The following is a 23,712-nucleotide window of genomic DNA, read 5'->3' on the forward strand; positions in this document are numbered from 1 at the left end:
CCCCGAGGAATAGCCGGCCAGCCGCGTTTGCTTGGCCCATTCATGGGCGAAAAAATTCGGCGCAGCTATATCTGGATGCACCACTCACGCCGACCCTGAAGCCACTAGCCTTATGCCTGGTAGGCCACCATGTGCCGGTGTCCGCAGTTAACATCGCAGGGCCATGCCGGCACGTCAATGCCGTTTGCTGCGTGCGGTTGTCGGGATGAGGAGTCAGGCGATGGCTGACCGGGATTCACGGGCTGGCTCGCACTTCGGCCCGTATCGGCTGAAGCGGTTAGTGGGCCGCGGCGGCATGGGCGACGTGTACGAAGCCGAGGACACGGTCCGCGAGCGGATCGTGGCGCTGAAACTAATGTCGGACACTCTGTCGCGCGATCCGATCTTCCGCGCGCGTATGCAGCGTGAGGCCCGGACGGCCGGGCGGCTACAAGAACCGCACGTGGTGCCGATTCACGACTACGGCGAGATCGACGGGCAACTCTATGTGGACATGCGGTTCATCGACGGCATGGACGTGGCGACCATATTGAATCGGTCCGGACCACTGTCCCCGCCTCGGGCAGTGGCGGTCGTGCGACAAATCGGGTCGGCGCTCGACGCCGCACATGCTGCCGGAGTTACGCATCGCGACGTTAAGCCGGAGAACATTCTGGTCAGTGCCGATGATTTCGCCTATCTCGTCGATTTCGGGATAGCTAGTGCCAACTCCGAAGAAAAGCTGACTCGGCTGGGGGGAACGGTAGGAACATTGCGGTATATGGCCCCGGAGCGATTCAGCGAGGCTGAGGTTACCTATCGGGCTGATATCTATGCCTTGGCTTGCGTCCTGTATGAGTGTTTGACCGGGTCTCCGCCCTACCGGGGCGATCAGCTCAGTCTGATGGGCGCGCACCTGAACCAACCGATCCCTCGGCCTAGCGTTATCCGTCCCACAGTTCCCGTCGCCTTCGACAGCGTGATCGCCTGCGGGATGGCCAAAGATCCCGGCGACCGCTATGCGACCTGTGGTGATCTGGCCGCCGCAGCCCACGCAGCCCTGGCCAGACCCGATCAGAGCCGTGCAACTGACATTTTGCAGCGCAACCAGATGCCGAGGCCGCCGTTTGCCGTGGCCGGGAAGCTACCAGATGACCTCGCGCCCGCCTCGCCATCGCCGCCTCAGCCGGTACCACAAGGCGCGGGGTGGCCCCCGCCGCCGGTAGCTGGGTCGCCTGTCGCGCCGCCCGGACATCAAGCAGAGCTGACGACATGGGCGCATGCCTCGACCTGGGGCGCAGCCAACCCACAGACGCCATCGTGGACTCGGCCACCACCTCAGCCGCCCAGGACCCGAGGTAAGCCGTGGCTGTGGGCCGGAGTCGCCGGTACTGTCGTGGTGACTGTCGTTGTCGGAGTTGGAATCACGCTCGCCCGGCAGTGGGGATCATCCACGTCATCCTCGCCACCGCAGCGACCATCAGACGCTGTCGAACTTCGCGTCCTGCCGGACGGGGTTTTTGTGGGTAGCTCCGCAGCGGCAATGACCATCGACATATTCAACGAACCCATTTGCCCGCCATGCGGCACCTTCATCAGGTCGTTTTCCATCGATATCGACGATGCAGTTGACAGCAAGAAGCTCGCGGTGCGTTTTCACCTCCTCAATTTCCTCGACAGCCAATCGCACAGTAAGAACTACTCGACACGCGCAGTGGCGGCCACCTACTGTGTCGCAGCGCAGAACGAACCGAAGCTCTACACCAACTTCTACTCCGCTCTGTTCGACAGCGACTTCCAACCGTCGGAGAGCGGAGCAGCAGACCGTACCGACGGCGAACTAGCTAATCTGGCCAACACCTTCGGCGCCAGCTCCACCACGATCAACTGCATCAATTCCGGCGAAGACGTCGGTATCGCCGAGTCCAAAGCCACCAAGGCCGACACAACGCTGTCCGAACTCGGCGCCACGGGCACGCCATTCGTGTGGGACGGAAACAGGGCCGTGGACTATCAAGATCCGAACTGGCTCACGCAGGTCCTGGGGTAATGACGCGGGAGCGAACACGTCGAGTTTGGAATTGACCACTCAGGCATCAATGACGCACCTGCTGAAGCTTAGGCCTCACATGGCGATTCGGTAGAAGCGAGTCGTCCCGGGTCGACGGTCCAGACCATACTGGTACGCCAAGAGTGCGCCGAGTTCGGTCTCTGGCGAACCCACAGGGAGAACGGCCGCACCGACCCCGGCATTGACCGGGCCCGGCTCAATTCGCTCGTCGGAACACTCGTGAATCGATCTTGACCGAGGCAACATGGTCGTCGTTTAGCGGAAGACCTCCAACTCGGATAGCATTCCTCAAGGACGTGTCGGGGGAAACGCTCGGTGCAGGCGGGCAAGCGTCGTTGGGCCGTCACCAGGCGGGAAAGGCATCACAGGATTATGACTAATCAGTTAACGCCGCACTTCGACGATGTGCAGGCGCACTACGACTTGTCCGACGACTTCTTCCGTCTGTTTCTCGATCCCACCCAGACCTACAGCTGCGCATATTTCGAGCGCGATGACATGACTCTGGAAGAAGCCCAGATCGCGAAGATCGATTTGGCGCTGGGCAAACTGGGTCTGCAGCCCGGGATGACCCTGCTCGATGTGGGATGCGGATGGGGCGCCACCATGCGCCGGGCCATCGAGAAGTACGACGTCAACGTCATCGGGCTGACACTGTCCAAAAACCAGGCTGCCCACGTGCAGAGAACGTTCGACGAAATGGATAGCCCCCGCAGCCGCCGAGTGGCACTGAACGGCTGGGAACAGTTCAACGAACCCGTCGACCGGATTGTGTCAATCGGCGCGTTCGAACACTTCGGCCATGACCGCTACGACGACTTCTTCGCCATGGCTCACAACGTCCTGCCGAGTGACGGCGTGATGCTGCTGCACACGATCACCGGCCTGACAAAACAGCAGATGATCGACAACGGTTTGCCACTTTCATTGTGGCTGGCCCGCTTTCTCAAGTTCATCATGACCGAAATCTTCCCCGGGGGACGGCCACCGACAATCGAGATGGTGGAGGAACACTCGGCCAAGGCAGGTTTCACGCTGACCCGCCGTCAATCACTACAGCTGCACTACGCGCGGACCCTAGATCTATGGGCCGAGGCGCTCGAGGGTCACCAGGCTGAGGCGATCGAGATCCAGTCCGAAGAGGTCTACGAGCGGTACATGAAGTACCTGACCGGCTGCGCCAAAATGTTCCGGGTCGGTTACATCGACGTCAACCAGTTCACCCTGGAGAAATAGCCGCCCAGCCGGCGCTACGATGCCGCCATGCTGCTCGCCGAGGGTTCGACGTTCGCGGGTTACACCATCGTCAGACGACTGGGAACCGGCGGAATGGGTGAGGTCTACCTAGCGCGACATCCGAGACTTCCCCGGCAGGACGCGCTGAAAATCCTGCGGGCCGAAGTGTCCGCCGACACCGAATACCGCGAGCGGTTCAACCGCGAAGCCAACGTTGCCGCTTCACTCTGGCATCCGCACATCGTTGCGATCCACGACCGCGGAGAGTACAACGGCCAGCTTTGGATCGACATGGACTTCGTCGACGGCACCGACGCCGGACAGATGCTCCGGGATATCTATCCAAGTGGGATGCCCGGTGCCGAGGTCACTGAGATCATCACGGCAGTGGCTGAGGCATTGGACTACGCCCACCAGCACCGGCTGCTACATCGGGACGTGAAACCAGCCAACATCCTTCTTGCTCAGGCTGATGGCGAAGAGCGCCGAATCTTGTTAGCCGACTTCGGGATTGCCGGCTGGGTCGACGACCCGAGCGGATTAACCGCTACCAACATGACGGTAGGCACCGTGTACTACGCGGCTCCCGAGCAGCTGATGGGCCACGACCTGGATGGACGAGCTGACCAGTACGCGCTCGCCGCAACGGCGTTCCACCTGTTAACCGGCTCCCCGCCGTTTCAACACTCCAACCCCGCAGTCGTGATCAGTCAGCATCTCAGTGCGCCGCCCCCGACACTCGGAGATCGCCAGCCCGGTATGGCTGAACTCGACCCGGTCTTCGCAAAAGCCCTGGCCAAAGACCCCATACAACGTTACGAACGGTGCATCGACTTCGCGCGTGCGCTCGGGCATCGCCTCGGCACCGGCGATCCAGACGCAACACGTGTCCTCATGCCCCGCGCGGCCGCCGCACCAGCCCGGCGTTCGCTGATGCGCGCGGCCGTCCTGGTTCCCGCAGTCCTGGCTGTGCTGCTCGTCGCTGCGATAGCGGCGGCGGCGTTCGAGTTCGGCCGTGCCGATGACGAACTCGCCGAGCTGCCGAGAACAACCCATACTGCCTCGACGGACCCGACCACCCCACCACACTCGGCAACGCCGCAGGCTACCTCGACGTCGCAGGTCAGCGCTGCCCCCACGAACTCAACGACCACGTCTGCGAAAGCCAGTGCGGTCGTGGCTATCGGTGCACGTTGTTCGCCCATCGGCAGCGTCGGCGTAACAAAGACGGGGGCGACTGCGTACTGCGTGAGGCTGCAGGGCACGAGCAGAACTGTCTGGTCACTGACCGAGAACGATGCGCCAAGTCCGACCGTCACCATCGACCCGACGGAAACGTCGCTACCCACCGAACAGGAGTCGCCGATACGCATGTGCATGCAGCAGACCGGCCAGACCCTACGTGAATGCCTTCGGGATATTCGCAGGAGCGACGGTAGGCCGTAGCCGCGCCAGACGGCCGCCCCAGCCGCGGGCACACGGACTCAGAAGTTGCTCCGCAAGAGGTTCAGAACGTAGTCGGCCGACGGGGCTAAGCTCCTTTGTGGACCGCCTCGTTAGCGGCGGCGTGCATCCGCTCCGATAACCGAAGCAGATCGTGCTCGCACACGCCGTTGGGCACGGTGTACGCTAACTGACGCAGTTCGGTGGCGTATTCGCGCAGCTCCTTACGCAGTTGCGCTTCAAGAACAGGCATGGTTTCCTCCCGTGGACGGGACCAGCTCGACGCCAGCCTTTCAATAGCTAGACCTCAAAACTACGTACGCGTTACCCCGAAACGGGCTCACCCAAGGCCTTTCTACGGACTTTGACAAGCCGTTCACAGCGCGAGAACCCAATCCGCTTGCCGGCGTGGCGCCCGATTTCATAAGAATGGCACCAAAGTCGCTGTCCCAGAACCACAACCGATACTTGGCTAGAATGGAAGCCCCTCCATCCACGCTGAGACGGCCAAAACGGTTGCGCGTCCTATTCGGCGGCGGGCGCAAAGCCGATACAGTTGACACCAATGAGCCGACCAGCCACACCTGTGCTGACCGTGCGGTACGACGGATCTGAGCGCACCTTCGCAGCAGGCCACGATGTCGTCGTCGGCCGTGACCTACGGGCGGACGTCCGCGTCGCGCAACCACTGATCTCCCGAGCGCACTTGCTGCTGCGATTTGACCAGGGCCGATGGATCGCGATCGACAACGGCAGCCTCAACGGGATGTACGTCAACAATCGCCGCGTCCCAGTTGTCGACATCCACGATGGCCAATGGATCAACATCGGCAACCCGGATGGTCCCGCGTTGGCCTTCGAAGTTGGCCGACATCAGGGTTCGGCCGGGCGACCACCTCCGACGACGACGATGCCGGTACCTCACCTGCCCACCGGATCACGGCCGACCGAGGGGGCCCCGCAGGGCGGTCCGCAGTGGTCCGACCAGCCTCCACCAGCCACGTCTCGGCTGCCACCTGCACCTGGTGCTCCGCTGCAACCGGGCCCGCCAACAGGGCTACAGCCAAGGTACCCAACCAGCGGGCATTCGGTCCGACCGCAGAACGGACCCCAGCCGGCGCCGCAGATCTACCGACCACCCATGGAATCGCCCCCCGCTCCCGCGGGCGGGCGCCCGGGCGGCGACGCAGGGAACATCGCAACATCGATGATGAAGATCTTGCGGCCCGGGAAGTCTGCGGGGGAGCTGCCGTCCGGGTCAGTAAAGATCGGCCGAGCCAATGACAACGACATCGTCATTCCCGAGGTTCTGGCATCGCGTCACCACGCCACCCTGATCCCAACGGCGAGCGGCACCGAGATCCGGGACAACCGCAGCATCAACGGTACCTTCGTCAATGGCGTCCGCGTTGCCGCGGCGCTGCTTCACGACGGCGACGTTGTGACGATAGGCAACAACGACCTCGTCTTTGCCGGCGGCACGCTTGTACGCCGAGAGGAGAGCGCCGCCGCGACCCTCGCCGGCGGTCTCGACGTACGTGCGGTGACCTGGACAATCGAGAACGACAAAACACTGCTGGACAGCATCTCGTTGATCGCACGGCCTGGAACGCTGACGGCTGTCATCGGCCCGTCGGGCGCCGGCAAGTCTACGTTCGCGAGACTGGTCGCCGGGTACACCCATCCCAGCAGCGGTACGGTGGCCTTCGAGGGCCACAACGTCCATGCCGAGTACGCCTCGCTGCGCAGCAGGATCGGAATGGTACCGCAGGACGACGTGGTGCACGGTCAGCTAACCGTCCGTAAAGCGCTGATGTATGCGGCCGAACTACGACTGCCTCCTGACACCACCAGCGCTGATCGCGAGCAAGTGGTCGCCCGGGTACTCGAGGAACTCGAAATGACCGATCACCTGGAAACTCGGGTTGAAAAGCTGTCCGGCGGTCAGCGCAAGCGCGCGTCGGTGGCATTGGAACTGCTGACCGGGCCGTCGTTGCTGATCCTCGATGAGCCAACATCCGGCCTCGATCCGGCGCTAGACCGGCAGGTCATGACCATGTTGCGCCAGTTGGCCGACGCCGGACGCGTGGTCCTCGTGGTCACCCACTCGCTGACGTATCTCGATGTGTGCGATCAGGTTCTGCTGCTGGCCCCAGGTGGGAAGACGGCGTTCTGCGGGTCGCCCAGCCAGATCGGCCCGACCATGGGCACGACGAACTGGGCCGATATCTTCAGCAACGTCGCCGAAGACCCGGACGGGGCCAAGGCTCGGTATCTAGCCCACGCCGGCCCGCCTCCTCCGCCGCCGCCAGTCGAACAACCCGCCGAGCTGGGCGATCCGTCGCACACCAGCTTGATACGGCAATTCTCGACAATCGCCAGACGCCAGCTCCGGCTGATCGTCTCCGATCGAGGCTACTTCGTTTTCCTGGCGCTGTTGCCGTTCATCATGGGTGCACTGTCGATGTCGGTGCCTGGAGATGTCGGCTTTGGGACCCCGAACCCGCTGGGCGACGCGCCCAACGAGCCAGGACAAATCCTCGTGCTACTCAACGTCGGGGCGATCTTCATGGGGACCGCACTGACGATCCGCGATCTCATCGGTGAGCGGGCGATCTTCCGACGTGAACAGGCGGTGGGACTGTCCACCACCGCTTACCTGTTGGCGAAGGTTTGTGTGTATACGGTGTTCGCCATCGTCCAGTCTGCCATCGTGACCGTGATTGTTCTGCTAGGCAAGGGTGGGCCCACCCAAGGCGCCGTTGTGATGGGCAAGCCCGGTCTGGAGCTGTTTGTCGACGTCGCGGCAGCCTGCGTTGCCTCAGCGATGCTTGGGTTGGCGTTGTCGGCAATCGCCAAGTCCAATGAGCAGATCATGCCGTTGCTGGTGGTAGCGGTCATGTCGCAGCTGGTCTTTTCCGGGGGCATGATTCCTGTCACCGGGCGCGTTCCGCTCGACCAGATGTCCTGGGTCACACCGGCACGATGGGGTTTTGCCGCGTCAGCCGCTACGGTCGACCTGATCAAAATCGTGCCAGGTCCACTGACTCCGCAGGATTCACACTGGCGTCACACCGCCAGCGCCTGGTGGTTCGACATGGGCATGCTGGCGGTAATCAGCGTTTTCTACCTAGGTTTCGTGCGCTGGAAGATTCGTCTCAAGGGGGGCTGATCGCTCGCGTTGCTTTCCAATAATTCGGCACGAATACCACTGGGCTGGATGCTATGAGGTCGCCTGCGTTCACGGCCGAGGATTCCGCCCGCTACCGCGCCGCCGGCTGGTGGTCAGATGCGACGCTGTCTGACGCTGTACGCCGCAACGCCGAATGTTCACCCAACCGCGCCGCCTACATCGACGATTCCGGCATGCTGCTGTCGTGGCGTGAATTCGACAATGCCGCAAGCACTCTAGCCGCCCAGCTGGCCGGCGCCGGTGTCGCTCCCGGTGATCGGCTCGCAGTGTGGCACGCTGACTCCCCGGCTATCCATGTACTGTTCGTCGCCATCGAACGCTGCGGTGCTGTCGTGGTCGGAATCGGCGCTCGCGCTGGCGCACGCGAAGTGGCCCAGATTCTGCGCAGTTCGCAGCCAAAGATTCTGATCAGCGACGCACAACACAGCCATGTCGCGCGGCAGGCCGTTGCGGAGGCGGCAGCCAAGCTGGTCGTTTCCGTGCTTGTCCTAGGCGGCGACGCAGGTGCGCTGCACCTCGACATCGAAGCCAAACCCACCAAGCTTCGGGCCGAAGCACAACTGGGCACCGACGACGTCTTCCTGATCAACTCCACCTCCGGGACCACTGGGCTCCCCAAGTGTGTGGTGCACACCCAGAACCGCTGGCACTACTTTCACCAGAAGGCGGTCGCCGCCGGGCTCCTCACGCCTGACGATACGTTCCTGCCTGTCATACCCACACCATTCGGCTTTGGACTATGGACCAGTCACACCACCCCGATCTATCTCGGCGCCACCGCGGTGATCTTGAGCCGATTTACACCTACCGCGACATACGAGGCACTGGCCAACCACCGGGTAACTGTATTGTGCTGCGTTAGTACACAATTGACGATGTTGATGGCCGACCGCGCCGGCCGCGACTACGACTTAAGCGCGCTGCGAGTCGTGTTCACCGGCGGCGAGGCGTTGCCGTATCGGCCGGCCGCCGAGTTCGAAGAAATCACTGGGGCAAAGATTCTGCAGTTCTACGGGTCCAATGAAACCGGATTACTCAGCGGCACCACGCTCGACGACTCGTTGCAACATCGGCTCCGCACGTGCGGCCGGATCGTGCCAGAGATGCAGGTCCGGCTCTTCGACGGCGATCGCGACGTGACCGAGACGGGAAAAGGCCAGCCCGCATGCCGGGGTCCGGCTACCAGCCTGGGCTATCTGGGTGGTAGCGACCACGACAAGTTGTTCACCCACGACGGCTGGATGCGTATGGGCGACATCTGCCAAATCGATGCCGATGGCTATCTGAGCGTCGCCGGCCGAACATCTGATTTCATCCTGCGGGGCGGTAAAAATATCAGCGCGACACAAGTGGAGGATGCGGTCGCCACCCATCCGGCGATCGCGGTGGCAGCTGCGGTCGCGATGCCCGATCCGGTGTTCGGTGAAAAAGTCTGCCTGTATGCCGAACTCGTCGACACGCATACCGTCGAGCTTTCCGAGCTCGTCGAGCATCTGCTAGCGCACGGCGTTTCTAAGGAGCTGCTGCCCGAGCGGCTCATCGTAGTCGCCGAACTGCCCCGCTCGTCCGGCGGAAAGATCGCTAAGGGACTACTCCGCGAGGATATTCGGACCAAGATGGCGCCGCCCCCTCGTGGACACGGCTAGCGCGTGTCGAGCAGGCACGGGATTCAGCGACCTCTGGGCAGCACTGGCGACCCGATTGACTAGGTGACCCAGTCGGGTTGTTCGGATGCGTCGACGGCCGAGAAGTCCTTGTGCCCAAGGCCCGCGACGGTGCCTCCATCGACAACAAACTCTGAACCGGTGGAGTAGCTGGACTCATCGCTGGCGAGGTAGACAATCAGGTTGGAGACCTCCCAGGGCTCGGCCGCGCGGCCCAGCGCAGTCTGAAAGATGTCGTCGGGCACCCATTCGGTCATCGGCGTCTTGATGAGTCCGGGGTGCACGGAGTTCACCCGGATCCCGTTCGCGCCCAGCTCTACGGCCGCAGACTTGGTCAGACCACGGACCCCGAACTTCGTTGCGGTATAGCCATGGGAGGCCATGGTGCCAGCCAGGCCTTCGATGGAAGAGATATTGATGATGGATCCGCGACCGGCCGTCTTCATCGGTGGGACGACCGCGCGGATGCCCAGAAAGACTCCGGTGAGGTTGACGTCGAGGATCCGCTGCCATTCGGACAGCGCGTAGTCCTCGAAGGTGCCGATATTGAGGATGCCAGCGTTATTCACCAATATGTCGAGGCCGCCGAACTCCGCCAGAGCGGTATCGACCGCGGCTGCCCACTGGTCAGGATCGGTGACGTCAAGGTGAACGTAGCGGGCCGCATCGCCAAGTTCGGCTGCGACCGCGTTACCCTCCTCGTCGAGGATGTCGCCCAACACCACCTTGGCTCCCGCTGCGACCATTGTCCGCACGTGGGATGCTCCCATGCCGCGGGAGCCACCGCTGACGAGCGCGACCTTGTCGGTCAATCGGTTTGGCATTGACACTCTTGATCACCTCGGCGACGTTTTCGGCGGGCATGAGTATTGCGTTCGATGAACTGCCGTTTCCATCGTGGCACACCGGTCAACCGAATCACATTGACTTGGCTGCTATGCCGTCGTGAAATGCGAAATCAGTGGGTAAGTTGCCATTTGCGCCACAAAGCATGGCTGTCCGATGTTTGGTGATCGACGCACCGACGCGCTGTGCAGACCCGTTCTGCATCAGGCGCGATCCGATGCCGCGACCCGACATGTGCTTGTCTGTACTGACGCTGTTTGCCGCTCCTGCGAACAGGACGCGGTGCGAAAGGGATGTGATGTCGTTACCTAATATGCCCGAGCAAAACCCCGTGAGCAGGAACCCTGTTGCCCATGCGTGGCGGAGCATCAAGCCCGCTGTGTTCATTCCTGCTTCAGCCGTGATCCTCGGGACGATCGTCGTTTCGGTCGTGTACTCGCGCACCGCTGCCAACGCGTTTGTTCGGCTCAACGCGGCGATCACCAACGGTGTCGGGTGGTGGTATGTGCTAGTCGCCACCGGTTTCGTGGTGTTCGCGCTGTACTGCGGTATCTCACAGGTCGGCACCATTCGACTCGGCCGAGATGATGAGGCACCCGAGTTTGGCTTCTGGGCCTGGCTGGCAATGCTGTTCAGCGCCGGTATGGGCATTGGTCTGGTCTTTTACGGAGTGGCCGAACCGCTCAGTCACTACGTGCACCCTCCGGAGTCGCGAGGTGTGCCGGGACTTACCGATGCGGCGGCCAAGCAGGCAATGGCATTGACGGTATTCCACTGGGGTTTGCACGCCTGGGCGATCTACGTAGTAGTTGGACTCGGGCTGGCCTACATGACGTATCGACGCGGTCGTCCCTTGTCGGTGCGGTGGCTACTCGAGCCAGTCCTCGGGCGGCGCCGTGTCGAGGGTGTACTAGGCCATACCGTCGACGTCATTGCAATGGTCGGAACACTTTTCGGGGTTGCTACGTCGCTGGGCTTTGGTATCACCCAGATCGCCTCTGGCCTGGAGTATCTCGGCTGGATCCGGGTCAACAACTGGTGGATGGTTGGCATGATCGCCGTCATCACCGCCAGTGCGACCGCCTCGGTAGTCAGTGGAGTCAGCAGGGGCTTGAAATGGTTGTCCAATGTCAACATGGCGCTCGCCGGCGCTTTGGCACTATTCGTGTTGTTGCTTGGGCCGACGCTATTTCTGCTGCAGTCGTGGGTGCAGAACTTGGGGGGCTACGTCCAATCGCTGCCAGAATTCATGCTGCGCACCGCGCCGTTCTCCAACGACGGCTGGCTCGGCGATTGGACGATCTTCTACTGGGGCTGGTGGATCAGTTGGGCTCCGTTCGTCGGAATGTTCATCGCCCGGATTTCGCGGGGCCGCACCATCCGGGAGTTCGTCGGTGCGGTACTGCTCGTGCCCACCGTCATTGCCTCGCTGTGGTTCACAATTTTCGGCGACTCAGCAGTGTTGCGACAACGCAATGCTGGCGACATGCTCTCCGGCGGAGCCGTGGACGCCAACACATCGCTTTTCCAGCTGCTCGACGGTCTTCCTGGTGCGATCATCACCAGTGTTCTTGCGGTCGCGGTTATCGTGTTCTTCTTCATCACCTCCTCAGACTCGGGTTCGTTGGTCATCGATATCTTGTCTGCGGGCGGTGAGTTGGAGCCGCCCAAGCTGACCCGGGTCTACTGGGCGGTTATGGAAGGAATAGCGGCTGCCGTGTTGCTGCTGGTTGGCGGGGCCGGATCGCTGACTGCGCTACGGACTGCTGCTATCGCAACGGCCCTCCCGTTCTCGATCGTCATGGTGGTGGCGTGTTATGCGATGGCCAAGGCGTTCCACTTCGATCTAGCCACCACACCCAGGCTGTTGCATGTCACGGTTCCCGACGTGGTTTCCGCCGGAAGCCATCAGCGCCATGACATCTCCGCCACATTGTCCGGGCTCATTGCTGTGCGGGACGTTGATAGTGGGGGATATCAAGTTCACCCCGACACGGGAGTTCTCACCGTAAGTACCCCACCGGACCCATTAGGCGACTACGATTTCGACTCTGAGGAATCCGAAGCCGAAAACAACGCAACATCGTCGAGCTAAGACAGCGAGGAACATTTGCTTACCAGCCTGGACTACCAGCTGTTGGACGCATGGGAGGACCGGCGGAAGTCGCACGAGCAATAGCCCGGTCAGCCCGCGAATCGTGGTTCAGGCAAGCCACGCACTCCTAGCCCATGGATGGCGAAAACACTGCCCGGTTGCGGGTGCCGCTGCATTTCCTCCTGGGTAACGAACGCCTGCTGCGATGTCACGAACAGCGTTTCGTAATCATCACCGCCGAAGGTGACACACGTGGGCGAGCGGATTGGCATTTCGATTTCTCGATCGAGGCGCCCGTCCGGGGCCAAGCGAACGATCTTGCCAGCGAGGTTGAGAGCGAACCAATAGAAGCCCTCGGCGTCGACCGTGGCGCCGTCGATGATCGCCGGCGCCGGCGCGTAATCGGCCACCGAGAAAAACGGTCGTCGGTTCTCAATGCGGCCGTCTTCGACATCGAAGTCGAACACATACACCATGCCGTCCTTGGTGTCGCCAAAATACATCCGGGTATCTTCTGGATCGAACGCGATGCCGTTGCTGCAGATGAACGAGAAGTCCTGGGCGACCTTTCGGCAGGAGTGATCGGTGTCTAAGCAATAGAGGCTCGCCGACTTGTCGGCCAGTTTGGTGTCCATACTTCCACACCAGTACCGTCCGCCACGGTCAATCTTCCCGTCGTTGAGGCGACTCAATGGTTTGTCCGGCTCAGGGTCGTAAATGGGCTCGAAGCGATCACGCTCTAAGTCGATGGCACAAAATCCTGAATTTAAGCCCGCGATCAGACCTCCCCGCGTGCGGAACCCAAAAGAACCAACCTGCTCCGGCATCGACCACACGGTGCGTTCGCCGGTCGCCAAATTCAGCCGGCGGATCGTCGGCTTTCGCGGACCGTCGAGGTCGACTGATGGACCGACGTGGTCGGCCCAATAGAGCAACGACTCCTCGGCAACCCATATCGGTGTCTCACCGGGTCGTGTCCGGGATCCGGTGTAAATAGGGAGCACGCGCGTAGGTTCCGCTTCACGACCTGCAAGTCTGCGAAGAAGGAGTCACGCCCGTGCCTGTCCGCGTATCAGCGACCGACCGTATCCGCACCAAAATCGACGCCCTGTTCGCCGAGGATCGGGAACTGCCTGAAATCCTTGAAGAAATCGCCCGCCTCGGCGCCCAGCTACTGATGCAGGCGGCCCTGGAGGCTGAGGTCACCGAGTTCCTCGGTCGTGAACGCTACCAACGTACCGCCGCCTGTGCCGACGCTAACGGCGGTTCGCGCAACGGATATCGGCCGGTGACCATCAAGACCACCACAGGTGCGGTCACCTTGGAGCGGCCGAAACTGCGTGGCACCATGCAAGCGTTCGCCTCTCGGCTGTTCGGTAAGCATGTGACGAAAACCAACGCCCTGGAAACGCTGGTGATCGCCTCGTTCATCCGCGGCCTGTCCGTCCGGGATGTCAAGGCCACCCTCGCTGAAGCGCTCGGCGATCAGGCGGCGATCTCCAAGTCCGCGGTTTCGGAAGTCTGTAAGGCGATCCGGGCCGAATACCAGGCGTGGGCTCGTCGCCCACTCGGTGAGATCGCTCTGGACTACCTGTTTTTGGACGCCAGTTTCTTTCGGATGCATCCCGGGTCGCCGGCCGAGCCTGTGCTCGCCGCCTGGGGCGTCACCACCGAGGGCAAACCCGTGTTCGTCGGATTGTCACCCGGGACCGGAGAGTCCACCGACGCGTGGTCCGACTTCCTGACCGACCTGCGCGAACGCGGTCTTGCCACTCCGCTGCTGATCGTCTCTGACGGCGCCAAGGGACTGATCGCAGCCATCGAACAAATCTACCCAAAAGCGTTGCGCCAGAGATGTCTTATTCATCGCCTTCGCAACGTGCTTGCGAAGATCCCCACCGGGATGCAAGTCGAGGTCCGTGACGGATACTGGGCGATTTTTGATACCACCGGCCTGGGTATCGAGCCGGGACCGCAGCTGGTTGAGATCGTCGACAAGCGGATCGAGGCGTTCGCCGCTAAATACTCCGACCTCTACCCGGCGGCTATGCGGATCCTGCTCACCGACAAAGCAGGGCTGACCGCCTATCTGCGGTTTCCGGTTGAACACCATGGCCGCGTTCGGCACTCAAATTTCATTGAGCGCTCCTTTGGAGAAACTAAGCGACGGACCAAGGTCATTGGCCGATTCCCCGGCGAGACCAGCGCCATCAGCCTGGTGTGGGCCGTGCTCGACCGCGCCTCGGCCGGTTGGCGCGGCCTCACCATGACACCGGTCGGCACCCGACTGCTGCAAGACCTACGCCGATCCCTGCTCGACTCACCCCGCCAACTGCGACCGCCTCAAAGTCAAGCACCTACCGGCCAGGCAGATCCCGTCTCCGCCACGGCGTAGCGAGGCGCACGCACGCGTGACGACGCCCACCCGGTCCCAGTAAGGGGAGGTGAGGGAAACCGTTTGCCACGGCGGCGTGGCCGTGGTCGATAGCCTGCACAATGTGGATCTGAATGGGATGACAGCGGTGGTGACCGGCGCAGCTAGTGGCATCGGGCGCGCGTTGGCGCATGCACTGGCCGACCGTGGAGCCAACCTCGTGCTCGCCGACATCGACACCGTCACATTGAGCGAAGTTTCGCAGTCACTGGGGGCACAAGCGGTTCCCACTGACGTTGCCATGCCGGATGCGGTCGAATCGCTCGCTGAAGCCGCCGGCGACGCCCGGGTCGTGTGCCTGAACGCCGGAATCACCGGTAGGAGCTTTGGTGCTCCGTGGGAAGTGGCCGCTCCTGACTGGAACAGGGTGTTCGCGGTCAACGTCGGTGGCGTTGTCAACGGCTTGCGTGCGTTCGTACCCAGACTGCTGGCCGCGAACCAGCCCGCGCACATCCTGATCACCGGCTCATTGGCTGGGGTGCTGACCTTTCCCAGCGGCGGCGCTTACGGACCCTCCAAGCACGCCGTCGTGGCCGTGGCCGAACACACCGCGCTGGCACTGGCCGACACGCCGATCGGCGTGAGCATGATCTGCCCCGCCCTGGTCTCGACAGGCATGTCCACCGACGGCATCGACCCCGCCGAGGTCGCTGCACAGGCGCTGGCCACTATCGACCGCGGAATCTTCGCTGCGGTCCCACCCGACTGGCAGCGCACCCTCATCACCGCGGCATCGCGTCGCGCCACTGGTCAGCGTCCCGAATCGCCTGCGGTCGCCACCTCGACCACGCAGAAACAACCACCAGCGCCCTCATAGCCCAAACATCGCCGGCGCACGAACCACGACCGGCCCGTACAACCCCCAACCCGCGAATCGACCTGCCGCCGAACCAGACGCCCGTATGCTAACAGCGGAGCGAAACTGGCCCTGCCTTTTACACCGGCATCTGGACGCAGCCTCTCACCGAGTCCGTCGTCGCACTCCCACAAGCATTCGATCTCGACCATGACACCTCCGCCTAGAACGCCAGACTAGCCTCGTACCCATGGAGCTAAGCGGAAAGACTGTGCTACTCACCGGGGCGACCGGAGGCCTCGGCCGTGCGATTGCATCGGCGCTCGCCGACCGCAATGCTCACCTGGTCCTGAGCTCGCGCAAGCCGAACGAGCTAGACGAGCTCGCGGCATCGCTTTCCGGGTCCGGCCACCGTACGATCGTCAGCGACCTCGCCGAGCCCGGAGCCGGGTTAACCCTGCTCGGCGCGGCGGGCACCATCGACGTTCTGATAGCCAATGCCGCGTTGCCGGGCTCTGGGAAACTCGACAGCTTCACCTCGGAGCAGATCGACCGGGCGCTCAGGGTCAACCTCGAAGCGCCGGTTCAGATGACCCGCGAACTTATCCCGACGTTCACCGCGCGGGGATCCGGGCATTTCGTCTATATCTCATCGATATCCGGTCAGACAGCAACGGCACGCGCCTCGTTGTATGCCGCGACGAAATTCGGTATTCGAGGCTTCGCGCTCTGTCTCCGCGACGATCTGAGGCCGGCTGGCGTTGGGGTCTCGGTGGTCAGCCCCGGCGCTATCAGCGACGCCGGAATGTTTGCCGACTCCGGAGCGAGCGCACCTCCGCTGGTTGGCACCGGCACACCTAAACAAGTCGGAGCTGCAGTCGTCAGCGCGATCGAGCGCAATCGCGGCGAAGTCACCGTCGCACCTCGGCGCCAGCGGGTGCTGGCACGGCTCGCAGCAAACGCGCCCGAGATATCTTCACGTCTCTCCGGAAGCATCACCGCGCGAGTCGCCGACCAGATCGCCGCGGGCCAACTCGACAAGCGGTGAATCGACCGACGACGCGACGCCGAGCAGCGGTTCGACACCGCGCCTGAACCCAGGGCGTCCCGGAAATGGCATCCTGGCCTGGTGGGTCTGCTGTTCCGTCTGATCGAGCTCCTGCTATTGCTCGTGCCGCTTGCCGGTGTGATCTATGCGGGCTTGCGGGCAATCTCGTCCGCCAGCAAGCGGTCAAACGACCGCGACATGGCGCTGCCGGGTCGGGCAGACGCAAAATCGGACGAAGCGGAGAACACAAGTCAGGTGGCGCAATGGCGCGCAATCACCCGTGCGGTCGAAGCACACGAACAAACAGACGCACGCTGGTTGGAGTACGAACTCGACGCCGCAAAGCTCCTCGACTTCCCGGTAATGACCGATATGCGGGATCCGCTGACGACCCGATTCCACAAGACCAAGCTCGCTGCTGACCTGAAAAAGCCCCTGCGGGCCGAAGACCTGCTCGATGACCGCGACGCCGCGCGGCAGTATCTCGACGCGGTTGAGAACTATGTGACCGCGTTCGACGCCGCGGAAACCGAGGCAAAACGTCGGCGCAGAAGCGGCTTTCCCCGCGAGGGGCAGCAGCGGTTGGCGCGTGCCCAAGCCCTGCTGCGGGTGGCGTCGGACCTGTCCGCGACGCCGCAGGAGCGCGCGAATGCCTATGGGTTGGCGTGTACCGAACTCGACGGCCTCATCGTGTTGCCACCCAACACCCGAGCCAGCATCGAACGCGGGACCGCCGGCGAGATCGACGGGTAGGCTGCGGCTGCCGGAAATGTCACCGAGGAGACGACGACCAGCACATGCCAGTCAGGATTGCCTGCCCTCGGCCGGCACACCCAAGGCAGGTCCGAGCCAGCGCCGGATGAAGGTGCGCAATTCATCGGCCGAGCGGGGTACCGCCGGCGGATGTTGCAAGAACGACACCATAAGTCGCATCGTGATCTCTGCCAGGCCGTCGAAGTCGCCGTCTTGAAAACCGATGGCTTGCCAGTCCACATCAATGCTTCTCAATATGCGCGCCCCCAGATCAAACCCTGTCGATGACGTGACACCGCGACCAAAGAGATCTTGGTCGTCGGCTTCGAGCAGCAGCCCCATGCGCGGCTCATGGGGGATCTCACTGAGGGTGAACACAATCGACTCGATTACCACGTCGATCGGTGTTTCCACCGACGCCAGGTGGGCCTCCATCCGTTCGATGAAGTCTGCGGTCCCGGTTTGGGCGACCGCGGAGAGTAGTTCAGCCAGGCTGGGGAAGTAGCGGTAGACGGTTTGTCTGGTCACCCCAACTTCTTCGGCGACGCTCGACACCGTGGTCTTGGGCACTCCCAGTCTCTCGACACAACGGGCCGCTCCGGCGAGGATGCGTTCACGCGCGAGCTCCTCCGTCCGAGGTGGGTCTCCTCGCCAGCCGTGGAAGCCCACGGTTCAAACCCGCACGAGTTCGTTGCGGCGGCCTTTACTGAGCACCGCGAGTACAGCGAACGCTGCTATGAAGCAAAACACGACGTACAGGCTACTGCCGACAGGAGTTCCGGCGCCGGTGAGACCATTCTCGGCGGCGAGGTATTCCGGCAGAGATGCCAACCAGAGCACCGCGAAGGTCGCAAGGTAGGCCGCGGGGAAGATCACGACGAAACGATTAAGGGGTACCGGGTGGTCCGTAGGTCGCAAACGCGCCTCTCGGGTGACGATCCAGATGCCGGCAACCCAAACAAGACCCAACTCGACACCCAGAATCCAGGCTTGAGCGGTGGTGTTGGGCGAGTCTCCTCCGAAAAGGCTTGACGGAATTCCGGCGATCACCATACCCAATGGCGTGAGCACACCAGCGGCGATGGTGCGCGCGGCAACCGCCAGGCCCGATTGCCGCTGGCCGGCTCTGCCGTCCGGACCAACCAATCGGACAACCAAGTAGGTCAGAAAACCAAACGAGACCGAAGCGAACAGCAGCATGCTGGTCATTGGCACCGACGCCAACATAGGGTGGTTGACCTGGTAGTTATCCGGCATCCACGCCCACCACTTCAACTGCGGGCCAAGCTGGTCGAAGATCTCGTAGAAGATTTGGCATATGAAGGCTACGCAGACGGCACCGGTGATAGGACCGCGCCGACGAAATACGCCGAGCGTTCGAACCATTTCGTAGGCCAGGGAGATGATCGCCGGGTAGAACGCGACGATGTAAAGCGGCAATCGGTCATACATGAACTGCACGGTGAACTCGTTGTGCGCGAAAATGAAACCATAGAGCTTGTCGAGGCCGAACCACTCTGGAAAATACAGCGGCGGCTCGGTGACAGCCAGGTATACCAGCGAACCAAACCATAAAGACAGGTTCGTGGGGTCGGATTCACGTCGCAGTCGCTGCACGGCGTGAACGAGCGCGAAGATAGCGCCGCCAATGATCAGCAATTCCAGGACGGGCATAGTCCAGCTGTAGAGGGCCGCCGGATTGTTGACCGAGATGATCGGGTTTACCTCGTGACAACTGAAGCCCAAAAACGCGGTGACAGCTTCGGCCGCGGGATCACAGGTGACGCTCATGCGTGCACCACCGCTGCCGTGGTCGGTGTGTAGTCGGTGGCGGGCGGGTCTAGCAAGGGATCAAATCCGTAGGGCACGGTGGATCTGCCCAGAGCCCTTTTGATCTGATACCGGAGAAGACCGAAAAGCACCCGACGATTCTTGAACATGTCGCCAAGCGACTCGTCGAGGTTGAACAGCCGCGCGAAGTGATCGTCAACAACCTCGTCCTCACGCGCCGCACCGACGATGGCGTTAAAAGCTGGCCAGGTGATGGCGGCAATAATCCGCTGCTGCCAACTCGGCAACGCTTCGGTGCCGGTCGCACATTCATAGCCGCGGTCTCGGGCTATGGCAAGATTCCAAGGGACCTTCAATTCCTTGACCTGAGCGTCCAGGAAACCCCGGAAGAAACCCTCATCGAGCGGGGCCGCTCGGTTCAACGCCGACTTAAGTAGCAGGGCCGACGCCGCGGCCGCACTCATCCCTTGGCCGTAAAAAGGGTTCAAACCGCAGATCGAGTCACCAACGAACACCAAACCCAGCGGGGGCGTGGGCAGCTGATCGTAGCGGCGCCACTTATTGCCGGTCGAGCGCGTCAGATGCACCTCGGACGTGGGTTTGCTTTCCTTCATGGCGGCCGCGAAGACCGGGGTCCGCAATCGTTGCGCAGAAGCAACGAAATCATCATTTGTGCGCGGCATGTCCAGCCCCCAGGACCCCATGCAGGCGATCGCCTGGTCGGCTTCGATCGGGAAGAAGTTGGACAAGAAAGCATGCTCATCCGGCCGACCCGCGTCAGAATCCTGAACCGGCATGACGACGATGTGCCGCCACCACCATGAGTCCGGGCGCTCTTCTTGGGGAGGCAGCTCATACCATCGCGAAATGTAGGTGACCTTGGCGTCAAGCGTCTTGACCGGCACGGCCGGCCAACCGGCAGCTTCCAGCCAGCTCTGCACCGACGAGCCTCGCCCCAAGGCATCGACGACGAGGTCGCGTCTCATCGCTGGTGTAAATGGTCACGGGCGTAGGTTCCGTCGCAACCGACGAAAGCTATGAAGGAGGGGCTACGCCCGTGACCAAGCGAGTATCGCCGATTGAGCGTGTGCGTGTTGAGATGGATCAGTTGTTCGCCGCGACCGAGCGGCCGTTGACCGAGATTTTGGAGGAGGTCGGGCGGTTATCGGTGCGTCTGGTGTTTCAGGTCGCCGTGGAGGCCGAGGTAGAAGCAGTGTTGGGCCGAGCCCGTCACCAGCGTCGGGTTCAGGACGGCCCGGGCGGGTACCGCAATGGGTATCAACCGCCGGCGACGGTGAAGACCACGATGGGCTCGGTCGAATTATGCCGCCCGAAACTACGCGACACCGACGAGCGGTTCTGTTCGCGGCTATTCGGTGCCGGGGTGACGCGCACCCACGCTCTGGAGGCGTTGGTGATTTCGGGATGGGTGCGCGGTTTGTCGGATCGCGACATCGAGGCCGCGTTGGCCGAGGTGCTGGGCTCGCAGGCGGCGTTGTCGCGCTCGACGGTGAGCCGGATTTGTGCGGCCATCAAAGACGAGTTCGCTGCGTGGTCGTCTCGACGCCTTGATGAGCTGGTGTTGGACTACCTGTTCTTGGATGCCTCGAACTTTCGGATGCATCCCAACGCCCCGGCCGAGCCGGTGCTGGCCGCCTGGGGCATCTGCACCGACGGCAAGCCCCTGTTTATTGGGCTGGCCCCAGCCGCAGCGGAGTCGGCTGATGCGTGGGCCGACTTCTTGGCTGACCTGAGGAACCGGGGACTACGCCCGCCGCTACTGGGCATCTCCGACGGGGCGCCGGGCCTGATCGCCGCATGGGAGACCACGTTTCCGGCAAGCCTGCGTCAGCGGTGTCTGATCCATCGCTGCCGTAACGTCATCGCCAAGACACCTGTCGCGGTCCAGGACGAGATCAAAGCCGCGTTCTGGTCGATCTTCGATGACATTGACCAGCCACCCGGCCAGCAGGCCGTGGATGAAGCCACCCGCCGCGCCGAGGAGTTCACCACCACATACCGCGGGCTCTACCCAGCCGCGGTCGCTTGCCTGGCCAACGACTTCGCCTCGCTGAGCGTGCATTTGCGCTTCCCCCGCCAACACTGGACACGCATCCGCCATTCCAACCTCATCGAACGCACCTTCGGAGAATCCCGTCGCCGGGTCAAGGTCATCGGCCGCCTACCCGGCGAAACCAGCTGTCTGTCGCTGGTATGGGCCGTCCTCGACCGCGCCAGCCGCGGCTGGCGCGGAGTCACCCAAACATCAGCGACCAGCCGCCACCTCCAAGAACTACGCCACCAACTGCTCGAGCCACCCCGCCCACTGCATCCCCCCACCACAACAACCACGACCGACACCACCGCCGCGTAACATGACCACCAGGAACATGCGCCCAGCGTTTTTACACCAGTCCTAAGACGCCACCGACGACGAGATCGGTGCGGGTAAATTCCGGCTGCGCCTGGCCCGCCTGCGACCAAACACCGGTGATGCCACCGCCGGGCATGCCACCATCGTGGTGCTCAAGTCCCTGGACTACCACCCCTTCGCGGATTGTGACGTTCGGCAGCGCTCGCACCTTGTCGCGCATGACCCGCTCGATGAGGATGCGTGAACTGTAGATCGTGGTCATCTTCGATCTCTTGCGCGCGGCCCACCCGGCTCCCTCCAGGTAGGCCGCATCAAACGACGGATTGAGATGTATGCCACCCGCGGCCAGGAGGTCGTCGATGAAGCCCGGAAACAGTGTGTCAATGGCGCGGCGCCCGGAATTCAACAACCAGTGTGGATGCTTGCTTTGGGGCACCCCGCGCCGATGGTCAGCGTCGGCGGGGAGCACATCGCGCTCGAGCACGATCACCTGGTCGAAATGATCCGCCAACGCACCCGCCGCGCACAGACCGGCGACACTTCCCCCCAGCACTACCGCGGACTTGCCTAAGGTCATATCGCCCTTCCTATTCATACATTCATCCACAATTCGTATGAATATATCAAAGAGTGGCTCGGCGCGACTTTCATCGCCCCACCCTGAGCCGATGCTCGGGCGCGGGTGACATCGCGTTCCGAAACCGGCTTACGCGGGGGATCCCTATGCTTAGGCGTTGATGACCGAGACAACGACGTGCGCGATCATCGGCGGCGGTCCGGCGGGGATGATCCTCGGGCTCCTCCTGGCCCGGGCAGGTGTAGAGGTCACCCTGCTGGAGAAGCACGGCGACTTCCTCCGCGACTTTCGTGGCGATACCGTGCACCCGTCTACGATGCGACTGCTCGACGAATTGGGCTTATGGGAGCGTTTCGCGGCGTTGCACTATACCCAGGTCCACAAGGCGACATTTGACTCAAACGGACGCTCGGTCACCTACCTTGATTTCGGGCGGCTACGCCAACCCCACCCCTATGTCGCGATGGTTCCGCAGTGGGACCTGCTGAATCTGCTTGCCCAGGCGGCCAAGACAGAGCCGAGCTTCACTTTGCGGATGAACACCGCAGTGACCGGGCTGCTCCGGGATGGCGGCAGAGTCGCCGGAGTGCGTTATCAAGATTGCCGCGGCCCAGGCGAGCTGCGGGCTCAGTTAACGGTTGCCTGCGACGGCCGGTGGTCAATCGCCCGCCACGAGGCCGGGCTGCAAACCCGGGAATTCCCAGTGGAATTCGACGTATGGTGGTTCAAGCTGCCACGCGACGACGACGCGGATTTCTCGTTCTTGCCGCGCTACGGTCCCGGCAAGGGCCTGGGTGTGATCCCACGCGAAGGTTATTCCCAGATCGCTTACCTCGGACGCAAAGGCACCGACGGCGAATTGCGCGCGCGTGGAATCGAGGAGTTTCGGCGAGACATCAGTGCGCTGCTGCCAGAGGCCAGCGCGTCGGTCGAGGCGCTCACGTCTATGGACGACGTCAAGCATCTCGACGTCCGGGTGAATCGGCTGCGCCGGTGGCACGTTGACGGGTTGCTGTGCATAGGCGACGCCGCGCACGCAATGTCACCGGTGGGCGGGGTAGGTATCAACCTCGCGGTTCAAGATGCTGTTGCTGCCGCAACCTTGTTGGCAGAACCGCTGCGCCGACACCGGGTTCGGGGATGGCACCTGGCAGCGGTTCGCCGTCGACGAATCCTGCCCACCGCGGCAACCCAGGCGGTGCAACGACTGTTGCACCGCAGGTTGCTGGGCCCACTGCTTCGTGGCAAGGACCCGACCCCTCCCGCGGCGTTGCTGTCCTTAATCGAGCGGTTGCCGTGGCTTTCGGCTATTCCCGCCTACTTCATCGGCGTCGGGATTCGGCCGGAGCACGCGCCCACCTTCGCCCGTCGCGGACCAGACCACCAGCCACAGTGAACGTGCTCGCGCATCA

19 protein-coding genes are annotated in these 23,712 nt (G+C 62.6%); 12 read left to right on the forward strand and 7 right to left on the reverse strand.

The window, feature by feature from the left end:
- The first annotated feature begins 220 nt into the window (after positions 1–220).
- The 3 genes from ACO07W_RS20270 (at position 221) to ACO07W_RS20280 (ending at position 4,732) form a co-directional block, all read left to right on the forward strand.
- Positions 221–2,029: a serine/threonine protein kinase PknE gene (locus ACO07W_RS20270; protein ID WP_421845403.1), complete on the forward strand. Its 1,809-nt coding sequence runs from the start codon at positions 221–223 to the stop codon at positions 2,027–2,029.
- Positions 2,030–2,422: 393 nt separating this feature from the next.
- Positions 2,423–3,286 (forward strand): cyclopropane mycolic acid synthase MmaA2, encoded by an 864-nt coding sequence (gene mmaA2 / locus ACO07W_RS20275; RefSeq protein ID WP_421846137.1) that lies wholly within the window; start codon positions 2,423–2,425, stop codon positions 3,284–3,286.
- 27 nt (positions 3,287–3,313) lie between these two features.
- The gene (locus ACO07W_RS20280; protein ID WP_421845404.1) at positions 3,314–4,732 is read left to right on the forward strand and encodes a serine/threonine-protein kinase; all 1,419 of its coding nucleotides are present in this window, start codon (positions 3,314–3,316) and stop codon (positions 4,730–4,732) included.
- An 85-nt stretch (positions 4,733–4,817) separates the two neighbouring features.
- On the opposite strand, the gene ACO07W_RS20285 is transcribed toward ACO07W_RS20280, so the two are convergent.
- Positions 4,818–4,982, reverse strand: a complete 165-nt coding sequence (locus ACO07W_RS20285) for a hypothetical protein (protein ID WP_421845405.1) — start codon at positions 4,980–4,982, stop codon at positions 4,818–4,820.
- A 312-nt stretch (positions 4,983–5,294) separates the two neighbouring features.
- Here ACO07W_RS20285 and ACO07W_RS20290 point away from each other — a divergent pair, with 312 nt between their 5' ends.
- Together ACO07W_RS20290 and ACO07W_RS20295 are read left to right on the forward strand one after the other, a co-directional pair.
- Complete coding sequence (locus tag ACO07W_RS20290; RefSeq protein ID WP_421845406.1) at positions 5,295–7,901, forward strand: FHA domain-containing protein; 2,607 nt, start codon at positions 5,295–5,297, stop codon at positions 7,899–7,901.
- Between the two features lie 53 nt (positions 7,902–7,954).
- The gene (locus tag ACO07W_RS20295; protein ID WP_421845407.1) at positions 7,955–9,568 is read left to right on the forward strand and encodes a class I adenylate-forming enzyme family protein; all 1,614 of its coding nucleotides are present in this window, start codon (positions 7,955–7,957) and stop codon (positions 9,566–9,568) included.
- Positions 9,569–9,627: 59 nt separating this feature from the next.
- Here ACO07W_RS20295 and ACO07W_RS20300 read toward each other — a convergent pair whose 3' ends face one another.
- Positions 9,628–10,410, reverse strand: coding sequence for an SDR family oxidoreductase (locus tag ACO07W_RS20300; protein WP_421845408.1), 783 nt, complete (start codon positions 10,408–10,410; stop codon positions 9,628–9,630).
- Positions 10,411–10,745: 335 nt separating this feature from the next.
- Here ACO07W_RS20300 and ACO07W_RS20305 point away from each other — a divergent pair, with 335 nt between their 5' ends.
- A complete protein-coding gene (locus tag ACO07W_RS20305; protein WP_421846138.1) occupies positions 10,746–12,527 on the forward strand; it encodes a BCCT family transporter in 1,782 nt (593 codons plus the stop codon).
- A gap of 89 nt (positions 12,528–12,616) precedes the next feature.
- On the opposite strand, the gene ACO07W_RS20310 is transcribed toward ACO07W_RS20305, so the two are convergent.
- Entirely contained in the window at positions 12,617–13,531 is a 915-nt protein-coding gene (locus tag ACO07W_RS20310; RefSeq protein ID WP_421845409.1) for an SMP-30/gluconolactonase/LRE family protein, read from the reverse strand.
- Between the two features lie 53 nt (positions 13,532–13,584).
- On the opposite strand from ACO07W_RS20310, the gene ACO07W_RS20315 reads away from it, so the two are divergent.
- The 4 genes from ACO07W_RS20315 (at position 13,585) to ACO07W_RS20330 (ending at position 17,558) form a co-directional block, all read left to right on the forward strand.
- Positions 13,585–14,922: an IS256 family transposase gene (locus ACO07W_RS20315; protein WP_421840121.1), complete on the forward strand. Its 1,338-nt coding sequence runs from the start codon at positions 13,585–13,587 to the stop codon at positions 14,920–14,922.
- 49 nt (positions 14,923–14,971) lie between these two features.
- On the forward strand, positions 14,972–15,778 hold the full coding sequence (locus tag ACO07W_RS20320) for an SDR family NAD(P)-dependent oxidoreductase (protein WP_421839996.1): 807 nt from the start codon (positions 14,972–14,974) through the stop codon (positions 15,776–15,778).
- A 229-nt stretch (positions 15,779–16,007) separates the two neighbouring features.
- Positions 16,008–16,805, forward strand: coding sequence for an SDR family NAD(P)-dependent oxidoreductase (locus tag ACO07W_RS20325; RefSeq protein WP_421845410.1), 798 nt, complete (start codon positions 16,008–16,010; stop codon positions 16,803–16,805).
- 81 nt (positions 16,806–16,886) lie between these two features.
- Positions 16,887–17,558: a hypothetical protein gene (locus tag ACO07W_RS20330; RefSeq protein WP_421845411.1), complete on the forward strand. Its 672-nt coding sequence runs from the start codon at positions 16,887–16,889 to the stop codon at positions 17,556–17,558.
- A gap of 51 nt (positions 17,559–17,609) precedes the next feature.
- On the opposite strand, the gene ACO07W_RS20335 is transcribed toward ACO07W_RS20330, so the two are convergent.
- The 3 genes from ACO07W_RS20335 to ACO07W_RS20345 are packed head-to-tail and all read right to left on the reverse strand — an operon-like array spanning position 17,610 to position 20,335.
- Positions 17,610–18,227 (reverse strand): TetR/AcrR family transcriptional regulator, encoded by a 618-nt coding sequence (locus ACO07W_RS20335; RefSeq protein WP_421845412.1) that lies wholly within the window; start codon positions 18,225–18,227, stop codon positions 17,610–17,612.
- A gap of 3 nt (positions 18,228–18,230) precedes the next feature.
- A complete protein-coding gene (locus ACO07W_RS20340) occupies positions 18,231–19,349 on the reverse strand; it encodes a hypothetical protein (RefSeq protein WP_421845413.1) in 1,119 nt (372 codons plus the stop codon).
- Entirely contained in the window at positions 19,346–20,335 is a 990-nt protein-coding gene (locus tag ACO07W_RS20345; protein WP_421845414.1) for a hypothetical protein, read from the reverse strand. The genes ACO07W_RS20340 and ACO07W_RS20345 overlap by 4 nt, the downstream gene beginning before the upstream one ends.
- 113 nt (positions 20,336–20,448) lie before the next feature.
- Between ACO07W_RS20345 and ACO07W_RS20350 the strand changes: the two genes are divergently transcribed.
- Positions 20,449–21,723 (forward strand): IS256 family transposase, encoded by a 1,275-nt coding sequence (locus tag ACO07W_RS20350; RefSeq protein WP_421840071.1) that lies wholly within the window; start codon positions 20,449–20,451, stop codon positions 21,721–21,723.
- Between the two features lie 31 nt (positions 21,724–21,754).
- Here the strand turns inward: ACO07W_RS20350 and ACO07W_RS20355 are convergent, their stop codons facing one another.
- Positions 21,755–22,318: a hypothetical protein gene (locus tag ACO07W_RS20355; protein WP_421845415.1), complete on the reverse strand. Its 564-nt coding sequence runs from the start codon at positions 22,316–22,318 to the stop codon at positions 21,755–21,757.
- A gap of 142 nt (positions 22,319–22,460) precedes the next feature.
- On the opposite strand from ACO07W_RS20355, the gene ACO07W_RS20360 reads away from it, so the two are divergent.
- The gene (locus tag ACO07W_RS20360; protein WP_421845416.1) at positions 22,461–23,696 is read left to right on the forward strand and encodes an FAD-dependent oxidoreductase; all 1,236 of its coding nucleotides are present in this window, start codon (positions 22,461–22,463) and stop codon (positions 23,694–23,696) included.
- Positions 23,697–23,712 lie beyond the last annotated feature (16 nt).

This window comes from Mycobacterium sp. (genome assembly GCF_965230835.1).
Taxonomy (GTDB): domain Bacteria; phylum Actinomycetota; class Actinomycetes; order Mycobacteriales; family Mycobacteriaceae; genus Mycobacterium.